13 protein-coding genes and 1 pseudogene are annotated in these 18,255 nt (G+C 46.6%); 2 read left to right on the top strand and 12 right to left on the bottom strand.

Annotated elements, in window-relative coordinates:
- Nucleotides 1-667: 667 nt before the first annotated feature.
- The 3 genes from AC0YNZ_RS04860 to AC0YNZ_RS04870 all read right to left on the bottom strand — a co-directional run bounded on the left by AC0YNZ_RS04860 (nt 668) and on the right by AC0YNZ_RS04870 (nt 3,371).
- Nucleotides 668-1,804 (bottom strand): hypothetical protein, encoded by a 1,137-nt coding sequence (locus AC0YNZ_RS04860; protein WP_475825565.1) that lies wholly within the window; start codon nt 1,802-1,804, stop codon nt 668-670.
- On the bottom strand, nt 1,791-2,339 hold the full coding sequence (locus AC0YNZ_RS04865) for an RNA polymerase sigma factor (RefSeq protein ID WP_475825566.1): 549 nt from the start codon (nt 2,337-2,339) through the stop codon (nt 1,791-1,793). Before AC0YNZ_RS04865 ends, AC0YNZ_RS04860 begins: the two co-directional genes overlap by 14 nt.
- An 858-nt stretch (nt 2,340-3,197) precedes the next feature.
- A complete protein-coding gene (locus AC0YNZ_RS04870; protein WP_475825567.1) occupies nt 3,198-3,371 on the bottom strand; it encodes a hypothetical protein in 174 nt (57 codons plus the stop codon).
- A gap of 111 nt (nt 3,372-3,482) precedes the next feature.
- Between AC0YNZ_RS04870 and AC0YNZ_RS04875 the strand changes: the two genes are divergently transcribed.
- The gene (locus AC0YNZ_RS04875; RefSeq protein ID WP_475825568.1) at nt 3,483-5,093 is read left to right on the top strand and encodes a glycosyl hydrolase family 18 protein; all 1,611 of its coding nucleotides are present in this window, start codon (nt 3,483-3,485) and stop codon (nt 5,091-5,093) included.
- Between the two features lie 213 nt (nt 5,094-5,306).
- Here the strand turns inward: AC0YNZ_RS04875 and AC0YNZ_RS04880 are convergent, their stop codons facing one another.
- The 8 genes and pseudogenes from AC0YNZ_RS04880 to AC0YNZ_RS04915 all read right to left on the bottom strand — a co-directional run bounded on the left by AC0YNZ_RS04880 (nt 5,307) and on the right by AC0YNZ_RS04915 (nt 16,997).
- Entirely contained in the window at nt 5,307-7,688 is a 2,382-nt protein-coding gene (locus AC0YNZ_RS04880) for an alpha-L-arabinofuranosidase C-terminal domain-containing protein (RefSeq protein ID WP_475825569.1), read from the bottom strand.
- Between the two features lie 623 nt (nt 7,689-8,311).
- A pseudogene (locus AC0YNZ_RS04885) lies at nt 8,312-8,682 on the bottom strand (VOC family protein).
- A 1,345-nt stretch (nt 8,683-10,027) separates the two neighbouring features.
- The gene (locus AC0YNZ_RS04890) at nt 10,028-12,283 is read right to left on the bottom strand and encodes an ATP-binding cassette domain-containing protein (RefSeq protein WP_475825570.1); all 2,256 of its coding nucleotides are present in this window, start codon (nt 12,281-12,283) and stop codon (nt 10,028-10,030) included.
- A gap of 485 nt (nt 12,284-12,768) precedes the next feature.
- Entirely contained in the window at nt 12,769-13,167 is a 399-nt protein-coding gene (locus AC0YNZ_RS04895) for an SRPBCC family protein (protein WP_475825571.1), read from the bottom strand.
- Nucleotides 13,164-13,493: an ArsR/SmtB family transcription factor gene (locus AC0YNZ_RS04900; protein ID WP_475825572.1), complete on the bottom strand. Its 330-nt coding sequence runs from the start codon at nt 13,491-13,493 to the stop codon at nt 13,164-13,166. Before AC0YNZ_RS04900 ends, AC0YNZ_RS04895 begins: the two co-directional genes overlap by 4 nt.
- An 857-nt stretch (nt 13,494-14,350) precedes the next feature.
- A complete protein-coding gene (locus tag AC0YNZ_RS04905) occupies nt 14,351-14,614 on the bottom strand; it encodes an NAD(P)-binding domain-containing protein (protein ID WP_475825573.1) in 264 nt (87 codons plus the stop codon).
- A 193-nt stretch (nt 14,615-14,807) separates the two neighbouring features.
- A complete protein-coding gene (locus tag AC0YNZ_RS04910; RefSeq protein ID WP_475825574.1) occupies nt 14,808-15,785 on the bottom strand; it encodes an aldo/keto reductase in 978 nt (325 codons plus the stop codon).
- A 30-nt stretch (nt 15,786-15,815) separates the two neighbouring features.
- On the bottom strand, nt 15,816-16,997 hold the full coding sequence (locus tag AC0YNZ_RS04915) for an MFS transporter (RefSeq protein ID WP_475825575.1): 1,182 nt from the start codon (nt 16,995-16,997) through the stop codon (nt 15,816-15,818).
- 172 nt (nt 16,998-17,169) lie between these two features.
- Here AC0YNZ_RS04915 and AC0YNZ_RS04920 point away from each other — a divergent pair, with 172 nt between their 5' ends.
- Complete coding sequence (locus tag AC0YNZ_RS04920) at nt 17,170-17,715, top strand: TetR/AcrR family transcriptional regulator (RefSeq protein ID WP_475825576.1); 546 nt, start codon at nt 17,170-17,172, stop codon at nt 17,713-17,715.
- Between the two features lie 367 nt (nt 17,716-18,082).
- On the opposite strand, the gene AC0YNZ_RS04925 is transcribed toward AC0YNZ_RS04920, so the two are convergent.
- Nucleotides 18,083-18,217, bottom strand: a complete 135-nt coding sequence (locus AC0YNZ_RS04925; protein WP_475825577.1) for a hypothetical protein — start codon at nt 18,215-18,217, stop codon at nt 18,083-18,085.
- Between the last annotated feature and the right edge of the window lie 38 nt (nt 18,218-18,255).

Here is an 18,255-nt window from a genome sequence, read left to right on the forward strand (position 1 = left end):
CTATTCACTATAACATACTTTTAATCAGATTCTCTCTGGAAATCTTGACAGAGTATTAACAGGTTTAACTTATTAACAACAAATCCTTTATAAGTTTTGGTCAATCTCAATAGCATCTATATACAATCAATTAGACGGAAACGATGAAGTTATGTTGCGCAAAACTGTCAGTTAACTGAAATGACTGCCATCATACAAATAACTGATTTCCGCTTGCCGACAAGCTTCAAACAGTTAGTGCAATAATATTTACTACAAAATGGACAATTGGTTTCATGTTCAACCTGATTGTGAACGAAGCATGATTTCAAAATAACGACCACTTGCGTATAAGTTCATTCTTTCTTAATTCTGGAATGTAACTGCGTTATCCTGCCAGTTGAGAAAACGGCAGCCACTAATACCGGCTGCCATCTCTTCGTGTTTATTGAGCTATAGTTCTTCGAAGTTGAATCCATACCGCTTCGACGGTCCTTGTAAACACCCGCCCTTTAGCTGCAGCAATTCCTTCCGCCTGACGTTCTTTGCTCCTGTTCGGCCACATAAGCCAGCGTTGAGAGCTCCGATTGCCTGCTGACTCAGCAAGGCTGTCGAACGATCCGACAGCCCTTGTGTTTCCGTTGAGCAAAGAATGTTTTGCTTACTCCTATGATTATCAGGCTATCGCTTACAACGGCATCGTGATTACGATATAAAGGACCTTTCCATCTTCGAAATAGAGATGAAATTTGGAATAATCGCCGTCCTTATAGCTCCACTCCGTAGCCGACTTTTTGTTCGGCTCGCCAAGCTTCCCAATAACCTCCGCTTCGGTCAGTCCGACACGGATGCCGTCTTTCGTTCCATACTTCGGATCTTCAAAAAGGATGGCCAGATTCAACGCGGTGATGCCTGACTCGTACTGCCTGATTCTATCCATCTTCTCGGTAAAATAATTGTAATATTTTTTCTCGCTGACAAGCGGGAGGTTCTTCAGTTCTTTCTCCCAGGCTGCATAGTCTTTCCCGTCAATCTGCAGCCTTTCCCAATCATAAAGTTTTTCATGCTCGATCACCTGGCCACTTACCTGCTCCTTACGCGCCTGCTCAAAGACCCTGTCGATCTTGGTGAGCTTCGTCTCCGGCAGCAGCAGTCCGTGCATCAGCAGTATGATCCCGTCGTCCATGTAGAACGATTGTCCCTTCCATTCGATCGTGTTCGTCTTCAGGCGATAAGGAATTTGATAGATTTTCCCGTCCACCGAGAAACGGAGGAACACGCTCGCTTCAGAACCGGATGAAGCGGCCTCCGGAGCTTTAGCCGCAGTTAAGTCGGTTCCGTTCAGGCTTTGCAGAATAACATACTCGCGATCGGCGGGAATTTCGAAGTCTTTCCCGCTCTGCGCGTCATGGATCGAAATAGTCATCTCACTTTCCGTGCTGAATTGGAGCTGGTCTTTCATTTTTCCGGTTAACGGGACGGTTTCCGCCGGCGGCTGAGGCTCGATCTCATGCTGCGGATCCGCCTGATCCGGAGGGGTCGGATTTGGTTTGGCCGTAGTACCTTCAATCTGTTCACTCTCGAATAGATCCGAGAGCCATCCCGTATAAGGGCCGCTTGGTAGGATGCCGCTTACGAAGATAACAGCCGCGACAACTGCCGCGAAGCCCGGAATCCATACCTTCCACTTGCGTCCTCTCGATGGTTTGTTCATATTTTCGACCGCCTTCTCGATTACCGACATTTTTTCAGGGGTGAAGGTTTTCGCCCGCAACGGATCAGTTGTTTTCAATTTTTGCAGCCATTCAGGATCAAACTCGTTCATATGCAGTACCCTCCTCCCTCCAATAAGCCTTAATCTTCTGCCGTGCACGGGCTAATCTAGACTTCACCGTGCCTTCCGAAACGCCGAGCACACCCGCGATCTCTTTCATAGAAAGATCGTATTTTCCGGATAAAATGAGGACCTCTCTAAACTTAAGTGGCAGCTTCATGACAATTCTCCAAATATCATCGGATAAGGATTGCTCCAGCGCCTCGTGTTCGGCAGACGGACTCGTCTCTTTGCTGCTGACCCATGCCATGAGGGTCACTTTGCGCATAAACGCGGTTCGCAAGTAATTTACGGACGTGTTGCGCGTAATGGACAGCAGCCATGTTTTGATTGAAGACTCGCCGCGGAACAGTCCGATATTCCGGTAGGCACTCAAAAACACTTCTTGCGTGATGTCATCAGCCAGGTCATTCCGCTTCGTTAGGATAAAGGCTAAGTTCCAAACTTCCTGCCCGTACTTGATCATGAGCTCGCGCAGCAATCCGGCATCCATGCCCGTCAAGTGTTTCCAATGGGATTCCTCCAACCTCTTCACCTCCAATGATTAGACAATGCGCTTCCCACCTCGGTTCCATTTTTTCGAAAAAAATGCGATATGGGAGAAGACATGGGATTATGGATGAAGCCGCAACTCCGGCAGTTCATCAAGGAAAAAGTTAGGGTGAATTAGGCACTGGAGACATCGGGGGTGTACTCTAAATTAATGCCAAACTTTATCTTGGCACTCCTTTCCAATGGCGCATTATACCCAAAAAATCAATTCGCTACCAATTTGTGTTCTCCTTTTTTGGGGCTAATCTGATCGTTACTTCAATGAAAAAGCAGCCGGTGTTTTTCCATTTCCCTAAAATTAAATCTTATTTGAAGTGGTATATTTCCTTTCCATGCTCCTATATGAATGTGAGGATGTCTAGAATAGCCGTTGTTCCCCACTCTAGCGACTCATCCCCTGCTTTTACAGAATCACCTTCCGATGCATTTATATCCTTTATATATTCATACAATCCGCTCACACCATCATTCCTTAAAAACCTTATACTACTTGCTCTTGACTAAATTAACTTTCTGGGTTAATACTGTTTGGGTTAATATGAATGGCTTCAACGTTACCATCAAATGAGACAAAAACTTCAGCGTTCCACCCGTACCAGTCTTCATTATTCTTACCGTTATTTTTTCACTTTCTCATCCATCCATTTTCAAATTTCTCAATTACACAATCGCAACCTAAGGCATCAAAAAAGTTGAATGGGAATCAACAATCAAATATTTCCATAATATACAAACGTAATCTGACGCAACCTATGGTGTCTTTTCGCGTCTAATTTTAATAGACTGCGAGAGGAGAGTACTTTAGAGCAACATGAAATCAACTTGGGGACTTTTATTTGCTTTGCTGTTGATCGTGCAGGCCGCCGTGCCCGGAATTGCGGCATCTGCAGCCGTCAGTGAAGCCGACATCACAAAATTCCGCGTCTACCAGAATGACAAGGCACTTTACGAATTCGCCTCCCTGTCTAAGTCGGTCGCCTACGCCAAGCGCTTCCGTTACAGCCATGTGGAACAGATTTCCACGCGTCAATGGGTTTGGGACAATCTTCCCCGCTACGTGGTTTATCAGAGCGGGCTGACGCGGCCCGACTGGGAATTTCGAGCCTATTCCGATGCGTTGGCTCTGGCAAAAACGCTGACGGATGTCCATATCTGGGACCTGGAGCAGACGGGCTGGGCGTACAGCCAGCACGTCAGGTTTCAAGTGTTCCAAGGGGATAAATCACTGTCTTCCTGGCAGTTCTCTACGCTGGCCGAAGCAAAACAGGTGGCCAAGCTTTGGGCCGACTCGCACATTATGGATTTGGTCACCAATCAGTGGGTTTGGGACAATATGACGATGGATCGGATAAGCGCGGAGCGGAAAAAACAAGCTGTCTACGATTTGTTCGTGGGCGGTGTTTCCGCCGGGGGTACGAAGTATGCTTTCTTGCAAGATGCGATCTACGCTTCTGCATCGGTTCCCCGGAGCGAGGTTGTTAATATGCTCACAGGCATGGTGGTTTATTCCAATCTGCCCCCGTATTCCGTAAGGCAGAACGGCAAAGAGATCCGCACCTTCTTCAGCGTCGACAATGCCGCATCGTATGCCAAAGCGTTCATTGGAACGGAAGTTGTTAAAGGTGGCGAAGTTTGGTGGACGAATGTTCCTTACCTACAAGTCTATCAAAAAAACCGTCTTGTCCGATCGTTCCATAACCTTAAAGCCGCGCTGCTCTATGCCGGGACGCTTGAAAACTCCCGCATTAATACGGCGGAAGGCCGGCCGGTCTGGGACAACACCCGCAAGCTCTTGTACATGGGTTGGAACGGTTCGTCAAGAAACGAAACGGCGCTCGCTCAGGTGGCGGATACACAAGGTCTGGACATCGACTCCCCGACCTGGTTCGTACTGTCAGCGCCCGACGGTTCGATGACCGATACGTCGGACCCGGCGTTTGTCAAGCAATTGAAAACCCGGGGCACGCAGGTCATGCCGGTCGTTATTAACAGCCACGATTCGGAGTTGGCAAGCGCATTCCTGCAGAACCCCGCCGGGCAGCGGATGTTCATCGACAAGCTGGCCGACAGATTGACAGAACTCGGAGTAAGGGGTGTCAACCTTGACTTCGAAGCGATTGCCCCACAGGACCGCGATGCGTACACCGCCTTCGTAATAAAATTTACGGATGCGATGCACCAAAAAGGTTTGACAGTCTCCATCGACCTGCCGCGCGGACATCTCTCGTGGAATGATAAATCGGGTTATGATTACAAGAAGCTCGCCGGTGTTGTCGATACCGTCGTCATTATGGCTTACGACCAATTCTGGAAAGGAAGTACATCGCCGGGCCCGGTATCCGGCTTTCCATGGTTCGAGGAAGGCATCACCAATTACCTCAGTTACGACATCCCGAGGAGCAAAATCATTCTGGGCATTCCATTCTATATACGCGTGTGGAAGCTCGACGAAAACGGCAAGCTCGTCGGCAATAGCGCGTTGATGATGAAAGACCTGCCGCAGCTACTCGCTTCCGTAGAGGAAACGGCCGAGTATGATCGATATCAACGCCAGACCAAGTACACCTACGTCAAGGACGGATTCACTTATGTGCTTTGGGCGGAGACGCCGGACACGATAATGGCTCGGATCGCTACTGTCAAGAAATACGACCTTGCCGGGATTGCGGTATGGCGCCTAGGCTATGAGCCGGCGGAGCTGTGGACCGAACTTTTGCGTGCGAAATGACAGAAGGGGCCGCTTCCTTGGGGAAAGCGGCCCCATTTATTCAGTAACTTATGGATCCTGATTCGATTTTCTCTCTGTAAACAAATGGTACATATTAGATTTGAAATTAGTGTCAATGTCAAGAATGATTTAATAAGAAGTAATGGGAGGTTTTAATCGTGTATTCACTATCGTTACCGTAAGCTCAAATGACCGCTTCAGGAATTTTACCAGTTACAGCTTAATTTTCAAAATCACAACTGCGTGGGCAGGGACATTATACATTCTGCCGTCTAACCGGATTGGGGAAGAGCTCGGCACAACACGTGTCGGCTGTTCCATGGTATTGCACGCATCCGGCTCATCGGCTGTTAAGAGCAGCTGCTCTCCTGTAATAACCATCATGTTCGTGCCACGGATATCTAGCTCTGTATGAATGACAGATGCGGACGGATTAACCAGCTTCACAATAAGCTCGTTGTTCGTCTCGTCAAGCGTCGTGACGGAGGTTAAATACGGAATAGCACCATAAGCATGTTTATGAACGAGCTGTCCGTCCAGGTAACACCGGACCTCTCGCCCGTCAACAACGATACGAATCTGCTGAGGCTCAGCGGACTTAATCCTCACCTTCGAATCTGCCTCCAGCTTAACACGCGACCATCCGACGATGCGGACAAGTCTGCTGTCTCCGCAAGGATCCAGCTCCCACAGGAAGTAATTCTGCTTTTCCCATGGCTGATGCCGGTCGAGAAAACGGAGCTTCAGTCCTTGCTCGCTCAGCTTGACACTCATCGTGATCTCAATCTGCTGCCATGAGGGTTCACCAATCCAGAGTACGTTATGGAAGACGTTGCAAGAAGGAGATTCGTCAGTAATCCGGTCCATCTGGAGCAGTGTATCTACGCCGGAGGAAATGCAGAGATCCGTCACTAAACCAAGCTCATTCAGGCTTAATCCAAGGCCGCCATGAATAATAGGTAATTGACAGTCGGCTTCGACTTTGCTATCCACGACGAATTCGCCCCGGTTTTCCCCAAATAACTTCTGGACGTAATACGATGGTGTTCCGTACACCCGAGTCCCGTCAAAATATATTAAATTCGGATCCCACACTGTATGGTGGATATTCGCAAGCAATGGTGCATATGAGGACATAACGACGATATCCTGATTACGTTCCATGCCGGTCATAAAGGCCGCCTCGCTTAATGCTCCTTGAAGCTTGCCGTTCTTGTTGTCGACGATCATCGCATATTCTCCGACATAGATCTTCGGACCGCTGCGGTCATAATGATCGTACATATCATGATACAGCTGATAGAATTCGTTATCCGCATAAAAGTGCTCGTCCACAATTTCTACCGGAAGCCCTTTGGTTTCCGTACCGACCTCCCAATGCGTGTTCCAGATCGTAATGATTTCGGGATAGACCGCCTTTACTTCGTCATAGAACACCTTGTAACGGATGTTGTACTCGGGGCCGAAATTTTCATTGCCTATCTCGATATACTTCAGACCGAACGGCTCGGGGTGACCATGCTCCGCCCGCAAAGCGCCCCATTTGCTAGTGACGGGACCATTGGCGTATTCAATGGCATCGAGCATATCCTGGACCCATTCATCGAGCTCATCCATCGGTACAAGCTCGCCAGGCCTTCCCTGGCATGTCAGCCCGCAGTTAACGACGAACATCATTTCAAGGTTCATGTCTTCAGCCATTTGTAAATACTCATGATACCCGAGTCCGTTAGTCGTCCGGTAATGCCATAACGTCCAGTGTGATATGCGCTCGGACAAATCACCTATTGTTCTCTTCCATCTGTATGCGGTTTCCAACGAGAAGCCCTCTACAAAGCAGCCGCCAGGAAAACGGAGGAAGGTCGGCGCAAGCCCCTGCAGCATGTTCACAAGATCGGGACGCAGGCCGTTCTTTCGTCCACGGAACGTATCAGCCGGGAAGAGCGAGACTAGTTCAAGCCAGAATGTCCCGCTCGCAATGGATGAGATGACGAGTCGCGCGTTAGTATCGCTGTTCCTGCTCTCAAGCGTCAGTTCTATTTTCTGCCAATGATTGGATGTAATGTAAACCGTTTGAGCGGCATGTACCACTGTCCCGGATAAATTCTCTAACGTGATGTCCAGCTGGCCCGAAAAGCGTGAATCCTTCCTTGCGAAGAAGGAAAGATCATATTGAGCACCGGCTTGAACGGGGATCCCCCAGAAGCCGGAATTGCAGATTGAAGCAGATCCACCTTCCGTGCGCTCGATATCGACGCGCAGTGAGAGCGGGTTGGCGGTACTGAGCGACTGGGATTCATCCAGTTGCATACGGGCTTTTGTACCTTCTTGCTGAAGCAGCTGCCAGCCCGGTATCGGGTCTTCATTATCGAATGGAGCTGTCCAACCTGCAGGCGTATGCATCGTGCAGCCGTCGACATGGCACCGGTCTGGAACGATCATATCCTCAAACGAGCGGTTACGAATCAGCTCAGCATAGAGCCCCCCGTCACCAGCACGACTAATTTCCTCGAAGAACAGACCATACAAGGTCGGGCTGACCGGAAACAACTTGCAATCGGCATGGATCGTCACTTTGGCCGAAGTACTCATCATTGCTCAATCCCCTTAATAAATAATTTTTTAATTTATTACCTATTATGAGGTGAGCAAGAGACAGGTACTAACCACAATATCGACTTATTCTTTGCAAAATAACGACTTCTTTCGCAGATTCTGCTTACGGTTAGCGTTCGCTAATTGAATCGAATTCTGTCGGTTCCTCATTCGTATAAGTCATTCAAGGTTCTGTTATAAATCGAGCGAATCGAGCGAATACCCATTCAAATTGAGCAATAAGAAGAGTAGTTACTAATCCGTAAATACCAAACATGCTTTTTAGCAATTTCTCGGGAAAATCAGTTAGTATAACAACATCTCTTTTAAATATTTTTTGAATTATTCTGCCCGTTACTTCAATGAAATCAAAAAGGAGCTGCTTCAATGCAGCTCCCGAACTATAGTTAACAGTTAGTAGTGCAAAGATCAGCGATTGATGACGACAACCGAAGGTTCACTTATCTAGTTTTGCTCGAATCACGCTAACCTGTCAGTTAGTTGAGAACGGCAGCCACTAATATCGGCTGCCGTATCTTCGTGTTTATAAACTATCGTTACCAGCTAACTTAACTTTTTCTTGCTTGAAAGCCCTGATGTATACACCTATTCCATGCACTACTTCATCTGTGTTGATCTATAAGAATGGGATTACCATCAGGATCTTCAATTGTAAAACTTGCAGGGCCTTCGCTTGTTTCATCTGCTTCAGACAGTATTTTAATTCCTTTTGCTTTAAGCTGTTTTTGAATATCTCGAATGTCCGTAAACGAATTAAGATTTTCGCCATTTTCATTCCATCCTGGATTAAAGGTCAGAATATTCTTTTCAAACATTCCTTGGAATAGACCAATTATACAACTTTCATTCTTCATAATGAGCCAATTTTGGGTAATTTCGCCTCCTAAGATTTGAAATCCTAGATTTTCGTAAAATAATTTGATTTGTAAATGTCCTTTACACTTAAACTTACTGAGAATGCACCCAGTTTCATATTTCCTCCAATAAAAAATTATTTTTAGATGGTTTATTACATAAAGTATACAACATTACTTTGATGAACACATGTTTTGGCACTTGGTAGTCGCTCAACAGAATTACCTCATTTCTAAGTTGCCTCTTCATGTTATTAAACTTATGTTCGATAGCATGATAAAACCCCTTTTCTTCAGCCAATTTACTCTGGAACCCAACTAGTGTCCAAGGCGATGTGATTCCCCGTCGAAATACTGTAGTACTCCAACAACAATGAGAATAATCACCATGATAATAAGTCCATAACCTGTCCAACGCAATATTTTACTGTTCACACTGCGCTTCTCATCCGATTTTATTTGTGTGATAAATAGCCATCCGACACCTATCAATAATGCTATTACGACGCCAGATTGTGCATATGCAGCCAAAAGAGCACTCCTTTCTTACTTAAGCCTATCTTACTAGACGGATTTAAATGGAAATTGTTACGTTATCCTGCCCGTTCGTATTATGAGGTCACCGGATCTTTCTGGTGGACCTTGTTTTTGTGCGGTCGTAATACAGCGGTAGCCGAAGATCGAACGATTCTGCCCGTGAGAGCCCCATCCCGAGAGATATTCCGTTTATCCCCCCTACTTGTTAAACATGTTTAGGCTTGTTGAGACATTGCTCCCGTATCACATGCGATAGTGTGGAAGACAAGGAGGTTAGGGGCTGCCGGTGAAAATGCTATAGGAGTGATGTAACGAATCCAGTCATTGGTTTTGGATGTGTTCGAGGGAGAGAGCCATGCACAAGCTTTTTAAGAATCGGTAATCATTATTAGATGTTTCCCTTTCCAATAGCAAAATCGTAGCTGTGTGGAAACATACTTTTGACAATGTCATAGTTTGGGCGGATGGCAAAAACATACCCTGAGGTTCTCTCAGCATTCTTTATTGCATCATCGGCGATCGGTACACGTTCTTGGCCTCAATCGGCAATAGGTACATATTCTTGTCACACCACTTTGACAAGATTATGTATCTATAAAACAAAAAAACCGCGATTTACGCGGTATTTAATCGGCTCAAGTTCTTGTCATCCGACATTTTCTATTCTGTGGCTTGTGACACATTCATGCGGTTCATTTTATCGATTTCCCTACTCCGGAAAACGGATATCCAGCCACCGAACAAGGATGTATTGGCGATCTGCCCATGGATGCATAGAATTGCACATAACTGCCCGTTACTTAAGCGAAAGGCTGCCGATTCTGCTGGCAGCCCTGGTTGAGCATACGTAAGTCTAACCTTCTAAAAGTTCTCCTTGTCATGCTAAGAAATTACGCAACCCATACATTACGAAAGTGGAATTGATGATTACATCAAGTATCTTCCCGTGATCGAGTGCTCCGCATGGATGATCTGCGGAGGGGTGCCCTCGAACACCACCTGGCCGCCCTTGCTGCCTCCGTCCGGTCCCATATCGATGATCCAATCCGCTTGACTGATCACATCGAGGTTGTGCTCGATGACGATCACCGTATTGCCGGCATCCACAAGGCGGTTCATGATCTCCAGAAGGTGACCGATATCTGACATATGTAGGCCGGTCGTCGGCTCGTCCATCACATAGATGCTGCCCTTTTTATGCAACTCGCTTGCCAATTTGATGCGCTGGCATTCCCCGCCCGAGAGCGTGCTGAGCGGTTGGCCGAGTGTAATGTAGTTCAGCCCCACATCACTCATCGCCTGGAGCTTGCGCGCAACCTCTTTTAGCTGAAAAAAATCCAATGCCTGCTCCACAGTCATCTCCAGCACTTCTGCAATTGACTTGCCGTTCAGCTTGTACGTGAGCACCTCTTCCTTGAACCGTCTACCTCCGCATACTTCGCATGGCAGCTTCACGCTGTCGAGGAATGCAAGGTCTGTATACACAATACCCAGCCCTTGGCAGTTCTCGCAAGCCCCCTTGGAGTTGAAGCTGAACAAACCTTGGTTAACCTTGTTCGCGGAAGCAAACGCCTTGCGCACATCATCCATAATGCCCGTGTAGGTCGCAGGATTCGAGCGTGTTGATACGCCTACCGCCGATTGGTCAATGACGATCGCATCCGGATGCTTGCTGAGGAATACTTCGTTAATCAGCGTACTCTTGCCCGACCCGGCGACACCCGTAACGACTGACAGCACTCCGGTTGGAATATCTACACTCACGTTCCGCAGGTTGTGCAGTGTGGCATCCTTGATGGACAGCTTGCCGGATGGCTGCCTGCAATCTTGCTTGAGCTGGAGCGGCCGGTTCATATGGCTGCCTGTCAGTGTACCTGCCTCCAGCAGGCCTTTGAAGCTTCCTTCATACACGATGGTACCGCCGCGGCTGCCGGCGTGAGGCCCGACGTCGACGATATGATCCGCCAACTTGATCACATCAGGATCATGCTCGACGACAATCACGGTATTGCCCTTGTTGCGCAGCTTCTGAAGCAATTCATTTAACCGGTGTACATCGCGGGGATGTAAACCAACGCTGGGCTCATCGAAGATGTAGGTGACATCCACCAGACTGCCGCTTAAGTGCTTCACCATCTTGACGCGCTGCGACTCGCCGCCGGACAATGTATCCGTCTCACGATCCAGCGTCAAATAGTCGAGTCCGATATCCACCAGATGCTGCAGCCGCTCCGCAAGCGATTTGACGACCGGCGCGGCGACAGGGTCGTCAATCTCCCGAATGACGCTAATAAGCTGTCCGACCTCCATGGAGGACAGCTCCGCAATGTTGAGTCCATTAATCCTGCAGCTTAGCGCGGCCTGACTGAGTCTCGCGCCGCGGCAGCTGGAGCAGGGACCCTCGGAAATGTACGGTGCAACAGCTTTTTGTGTGCGCTCGGACTTCGTTTTCACATCCTGCTTGATGTATTTGTTGGTGAACTTCTCAATGACGCCTTCCACAGTAATATTCGTTGCCTTACCGGCGAAATCCATCTTAACTTTCCTTGCCTTGGCGTACAGCAGTTGCTCCAATTCCTCATCCGAATAATCGCTCAGCTTCTTGTCGAGATCGAAGTCCCCCGACTGCACGATCATGTTCCATTCCCAGCCGTTCACCGAATAGTCTGACAGCATAATTGCCCCTTCATTCAACGACTTTGACATGTCCAGCGCCTTGCTCATGTCGACGCCCAGCCTGCGACCGATCCCGTTGCACTCGGTACACATGCCTTGCGGATCGTTAAACGAGAACATGTGCGCTTGTCCAACATAAGGCTGACCCACTCGGGAGAAGAGAAGACGGAGAATGGGAGAGATATCGGTAATCGTGCCCATCGTGGAATGGGAACCGCCGCCCAGCCGCTTCTGATCCACAATAACAGCCATGCTCAGGTTCTCGATCGCGTCCGTATCCGGCTGCGGAACGCGCGGCAAGAAATTGCGCACGAACATGCTGAAGTTCTCATTCAGCAATCGAGTGGATTCTGCGGCGATCGTATCGAAGACGATCGATGACTTGCCGGATCCGGATACTCCGGTGAAGATCGTGATCTTCCGCTTGGGAATGCGCAAGGATACGTTCTTGAGATTGTTTTCCCTCGCACCCGAGATTACGATATGCTCCTGATTAGATTCGCTCATGCTTAACATCCTTCCGTTCGTGTTAACTTCTACTTATATTCACATTGTACCATTCATTGTACATAGAAAGTCGGGCAGCCCGAACTTGCATCTGTTATGTTCTAACCAGGGAGGTGATGCGATAGCTTTTCTCAAAATCTCATTTTGATGTTTAATGATGGCTCCCCCATGCTCTCCATTCTTCAATCAATTAAATAATAATGTGAACTGAACTCTGGACTTAGTAAAGAATACCTTTTCACATTATGCACCTCTTCAGCCTAAGCAAGGCTTAGACAATAGGGCGATCACATACTAGCTTTATCCATACGCACTCACTGTGAGCTTGACCCTAACGACAAGAACTTGTTAGATTGTCCGAAGTAGATATAAACCGGCTGCAAACGACATGCAGCCGGTTTATGTTGATTCGGGTCAAGCAGGGGGCAACTATCGTACCCCTTCGTTTAGTATTGGAGAAGAAGATGTTTGAGACCCGAATACGGTTATTGTGCCAACAGCTTTTCAAGCTCGCCGCTCCAATTACTCCAGCCATACCTAGCGCCTTCGAGTCCTTGAACATTCGAGAATCCGGTTTGTTCAAGATGGAGATTAACCTTTCCGTCACCTAAATTCTGCAGTGTCCATTTGACCGTGTGCTTCTCCTCACCGACGGCCCATGTATAGGACAAACGGGTAGGCGGATCCACGATAAGCACTTCGCCGTCAATAATTCCATCCCAATATTCGTTCGGCTGAGCGCGAAACTGAAAACGATGACCTACGAAGGGCTCAAAATCATTTTCCAATACCCATTTGGCAAGTTTGCTTGAATCGGTTAAGGCGGACCAAAGCTTCTCGATCGATGTCGTGTACTGAAAATCCAAAGATAATGCTAAACTCATTCTTCTTCCTCCTCTAATAGTTGGTTCAAGCGAAACATATTCGTACTCCAGAACCTGCTGTAGAAAGCCACCCAATCTTGAATTTCTCTAAGCGGAGAGGCGTTTAGCCTAAATCGCGTTTCTCTGCCGACTTTTCGGTCAATTACCAGTCCAGCCTCTTTAAGGATTGTCAAATGTTTGGATACCGCTGTACGGCCCATTTGAAACTGTGCCGTTAACTCATGAAGCGGCACCTCTTGCGCTTCTGCCAACAGAGCAATCAGTCGGCGCCTGGTCGGATCTGCAATCGCGTCAAACACATCCCGCAACTGGTTGTTCTCGCTCACAACACCCCCTCCTAAGTGTTTTGTTGATTCCCTAATTGGACACCATTAGGTGATGATTTGATCATAGGACACCGTTTGGTGTCGTGTCAATAACTTTTTTAAACTCCACATGAAATCTGTCAGTCAGCTATGTTTGTCAACTATTGATATTATGCCCCATTTGGTTCCTTGACTGCATGTTAAAAAGCCTCAGCGCGATAATGCCCAAGCTTTATGATGATGACTCAGTTTTGTTAAGTGTCAGGACTGCTTAGTTATTGTCATTCGGTTCTAAAAAACTGCCTTCTCCACCTCTCCAATTCGGCTTGAGAACGTACAAAACGGATGCAATGCTCTAGGGCTAATTGATTTCAATCAAGAAGATTGCTCGTCCAATAGCAATAACACACAGGTACATTCTTACTAAGGTTCTTTTCTCATTCGTCCGCTGATTTACTCTACCTTTGCTTACGTAAAGTTGATATAACTTTGTCGAATATTTCTTTATTATCTTCATGGTCGTACCCACATTCTACGAAAAAAACGCCTGACTGGATATAATCCAACCGGGCGTAATACCACCTTTTCTTTGTTCATCAATCCATCAAACCTGAGGGGAGATCTTCGAAGTAAGCACCCACACGATCGGTTTTTTTCGTTTGAGCAGCGAGCTCTCGTACCTTGTCTGCTGTCACCCGCATACTCCGATCTTCTCGGAACCAAACTCTTCTTTCCTCCTAGGTCAGTCCTGCAGGAGGTTCACCAACGTATGGAAGAACGTAAATGGGGGCCTTTAAGGTTCCGTTGTACCATTTCACTTGATGTCAGCGTACGATCTTCAAGCTCTTCGAAGCGCCCGTTGCGCTGAGGGTAGTAATTCATGGTGTCAATGATGATCTTCCCGACGAACGCCTCGGTAGGGAGTTTGTCATACATGTGTAGGGGATCGACACTACTACGATATCACTGGTCTCTTCGACGGTAGCTGCACGTGCATGGTCACCAAGTTCGGCGATAATCCCGGTAAGTGTTTCAGGACCACGGGAGTTGCTAACGATGACGTCCAATCCAGCAGCAACGGCGAAGCGCGCCAATGTACTGTTGATCGGGCCGGTTCCGATAAATCCAATTGTTTGTGTCATATGTCAAGTGTCCTTTCTGTGTGCTGCTAAGGTCAGCTCGTTTGTTATGATATTCAAGCCGGATGGTCAGTCAGAGAAGAAGACTTATGGCTATCCGATAGCGTTTTGTTCATTGGTAAGCTTCCCGCTATCTCGTCCTATTCAAGGTTTTGCAGGAACGGGCCACCGTTTCCTCCATTACCCCGACTCGTTTTCACTGATGACCTACGATACGGTGAGGTACATACGGTTCTTCCAACTGCGTAACTTCTTCGTGGGATAAAGTGATCGAAAGAGCACCAACTGCATCCTCGAGATGCGATATTTTCGTCGCGCCGACAATAGGAGCCGTTACCGGTTCTTTCTGCAATAGCCAGGCTAGCGCGATTTGAGAGCGGGAAGCACCATGAATTTCTGCGATTTTCGCAACCTGATCCTTAATCAATCGATCGGCATCTGCAGTCGAATCGTATTTTTGCTTGGCAATCTGATCGGTTTCTCCGCGAAGCGTTGTTTCCTCTGGGCCACGGGTCAGTCTGCCTCCTGCAAGCGGGCTATAAGGGATCACCCCGATTTTTTCAGCCCTGCAAAGCGGCAGCATCTCTCTCTCTTCTTCACGGTAGATAAGGTTTAAATGATTCTGCATGGTTACAAACCGCGTCCATCCATTTCGCTCGGCGGCATGCAGCGCTTTTTGGAACTGCCAAGCGTACATAGCGGAAGCACCGATGTATCTAACCTTCCCGGCCTTCACTACATCATGCAAGGCCTCCATTGTCTCTTCGATGGGCGTATTGTAATCCCATCGGTGAATCTGGTACAAATCTACATAATCAGTTTCCAGGCGTTTTAAGCTTTTATCGATTTCACTCATGATTGCCTTGCGGGAAAGTCCGGCACCGTTTGGACCTTGATGCATGCGGCCAAAAACTTTGGTTGCGATGACGATCTCATCGCGATTAGCGTAGTCTTTTAACGCCCGTCCTAAAATTTCCTCGCTCAAGCCGTTTGAGTACCCATTTGCCGTATCAAAAAAATTAATACCTAATTCTAAAGCTCTCTTAATAACCGGGCGACTTTGCTCCTCATCCAGCCCCCATTTAAGCGCCCCCTGAGGGTCACCGAAGCCCATACAACCAAAACAAATCCGGGATACATCTAGACCCGTATTTCCAAGTTTCGCATATTTCATTTGATTGCCCTCTCTTTCGTTGTATGGTGATTAATAATTTAATTTGGAAAGCTCTTTTGCAGCACTATACCGGTAGTTTCTAAAGAAAATGCATCCTGCACTCAAGATCAAGAACAGGATTCCCCCTAAAACGAGGTATTCAGTACCCATTCCTGATATTATTAATCCACCTGCAGCCGTGCCGATTGTCCCCCCTAGGTTGCCGCTTGTCAGAAACAATCCATTTGCGAAATCAGGAGCTTCCGTCGCAGATGACGCGATCAAATACTGACTAATGTTATTTCCTATTGCAAATATGACTCCCCAAACCAAAACAATGAAGACGACCATAGAACCGGAGTACTTCCCAACCACGAATGCCAAGATAAACACAATACCCAAAACGATCGGATAGAAGGCTGCAGATTTCATGGCATTTTTCGTAAGTAGTTTCCCTGCCAGAATATTTCCAACAATACTTGCTAAACCATATAGAAATAACACGAAACTTAAAGTTGTTCCGGATATATGGCTGACCGTATCAAGATAGTCTGCAATGTAACTGCTGACCCCGGATACTCCCGACATGATTAATACTACAGCAGCAATAGACAGCCACAGCATGGGTCTTTTTAATACACTTGTTTGAACCCCGTAAGAAAGTCTTTCCTTAACCGGAATGGATGGGACAAACAGTATGGTCGCAATGAAGGCTGCTGCGTTAACGATGGCAAAGAATGACATCGCCATTGCTAACGAAGCTTGATTGGCAAGAAAACTGGTGATTGGTACGCCAAGTACCATACCTGCCGATACACCCAACATGACTTTAGAAATAGCTTTTGGAACTTCTTCCTTGCTGACGGTGGCAGCAGCTACGGTCAAAGCCAAAGAACAATAAATAGGATGGAAAAAGGCTGGGATCACACGAGCAATCAATGCAATCGTAAAGTTCGTTGCAAAAATGGACACAATGTTACCTAAAATAAAAATACCAAGAACAAGCAGCATAACTTTCTTTCGGTTTATACCCGAAAACATTACTGGCATAGTTGGACCAGAAATTGCGACCGCGAGTGCAAAGACACTGACCAACCATCCTGCTTTGGATATGCTGATATCAAAGTGTTCAGCAATTTGAGGCAATATGCCGATTATACCCATTTCAGTGCTGAGGATACCGAAAACGCCTATTGTCAAAATCCATACTAACAAATCTTTCCGTCTAACCATGAGCCCCTCCTTATGATTTGAATAATTATTACACATTGATGGCTTAATCCCCATATGTGTATTATTATATTAGAGACAGCATTTCCGCAATGACCAGATGGAGGCCATTTGCGGAATAAGTAACAGAATCAACAATAATGTGGATTATTTATTGAAAGTTGGTGACTTTCGCATGTCTAAAGTGGATCGACGGATTCTAAAAACACAAGAAGCGATTAAAAAGGCTGTTGTTGAATTGATGACGGAAAAGGATTTTGATCACATTACGATCCAGGATATCTCCGACAGAGCAAATGTTAACCGTAAAACGATCTATCTTCACTACAAGGATAAATTTGATTTGTTGGATAAACTCATTGAAGAACATATCAATGAGCTTCGTGAAATCTGCTACCCGGAATCGGTCGTATCAAGTAAAAGTAATATTAGCTGGTTCGAGTATTTTGAAAAGAATTATTCTTTCTTTTCGATAATGATCGCGAGTAAAGGGGCTCCATTCTTTCGCAGCCGATTTCTTGAATTTGTTATTGAGGATATACGTGAAGGATGGGAGATGACAGAAGCTAAAGTACGTGGATTAAACGAAGATCTTATTTTGCAATTTTTTGCTCCTGCTTATGTAGGACTCGTTGAATGGTGGTTTGCTAATGGAATGCCATATCCGCCTCGGGTCATGGAAAAACAAGTGGGGATTTTACTAGACAGTAACCTATCATAGTTTTAATTAAATCTAGGAATCGCTGTGCTCCTTGGTTCGTATTACGGCAAAACATGAAGAAACCTTCTCGGTGGCTACTCTATATTTGGGCCATTACTTCCGGCAGCTTCTTACTGTAATCGAACAGCTGCCGGAGTGATTCGGCAGCCGTTGCTGTAGATGAATTGAACAATCGTGTCCAGTTAGCTTAATGAAGGTCCATTATTTAGTTTTTAGTCAAGAAGTGCATCCAACGGCAGTAATTATTCCCAAAAAAAACGAGGGCTACCGGTTACTTATCGTATTACATTTATTTTGCACTGTGATAATGGGTCTGTCGAATAAAAAAAGCATTCAACTGATCTCAGTCAAATGCTTTCCGTTGATTCTATTCCCTCATTACGGCTGCAAAAGCATCCGTTTCAAGACCGCTATTTGTCCATTTCTCTTCTACATGCAGACGAATGGTTTCATGCATTGTATCTTCAGAGTACGTTTTAAAGTTTTGACCTTTTGTCGCCACCTAAATACACCCCTAAAATTTCATCGGAATAACCCTGA

Source organism: Paenibacillus sp. J2L1-98 (assembly GCF_056269405.1).

Excerpts from the sequence above, each read along its gene's own strand:
- AC0YNZ_RS04860 (WP_475825565.1), bottom strand. The coding sequence starts at position 1,804 with ATGAACGAGTTTGATCCTGAATGGCTGCAAAAATTGAAAACAACTGAT.
- AC0YNZ_RS04870 (WP_475825567.1), bottom strand. The coding sequence starts at position 3,371 with ATGGCTGTAACGGAAGCGCTTGGCGTAGGCGACCGACTTAGACAGGGA.
- AC0YNZ_RS04880 (WP_475825569.1), bottom strand. The coding sequence starts at position 7,688 with ATGATGAGTACTTCGGCCAAAGTGACGATCCATGCCGATTGCAAGTTG.
- AC0YNZ_RS04890 (WP_475825570.1), bottom strand. The coding sequence starts at position 12,283 with ATGAGCGAATCTAATCAGGAGCATATCGTAATCTCGGGTGCGAGGGAA.
- AC0YNZ_RS04895 (WP_475825571.1), bottom strand. The coding sequence starts at position 13,167 with ATGAGTTTAGCATTATCTTTGGATTTTCAGTACACGACATCGATCGAG.
- AC0YNZ_RS04905 (WP_475825573.1), bottom strand. The coding sequence starts at position 14,614 with ATGACACAAACAATTGGATTTATCGGAACCGGCCCGATCAACAGTACA.
- AC0YNZ_RS04910 (WP_475825574.1), bottom strand. The coding sequence starts at position 15,785 with ATGAAATATGCGAAACTTGGAAATACGGGTCTAGATGTATCCCGGATT.
- AC0YNZ_RS04915 (WP_475825575.1), bottom strand. The coding sequence starts at position 16,997 with ATGGTTAGACGGAAAGATTTGTTAGTATGGATTTTGACAATAGGCGTT.
- AC0YNZ_RS04920 (WP_475825576.1), top strand. The coding sequence starts at position 17,170 with ATGTCTAAAGTGGATCGACGGATTCTAAAAACACAAGAAGCGATTAAA.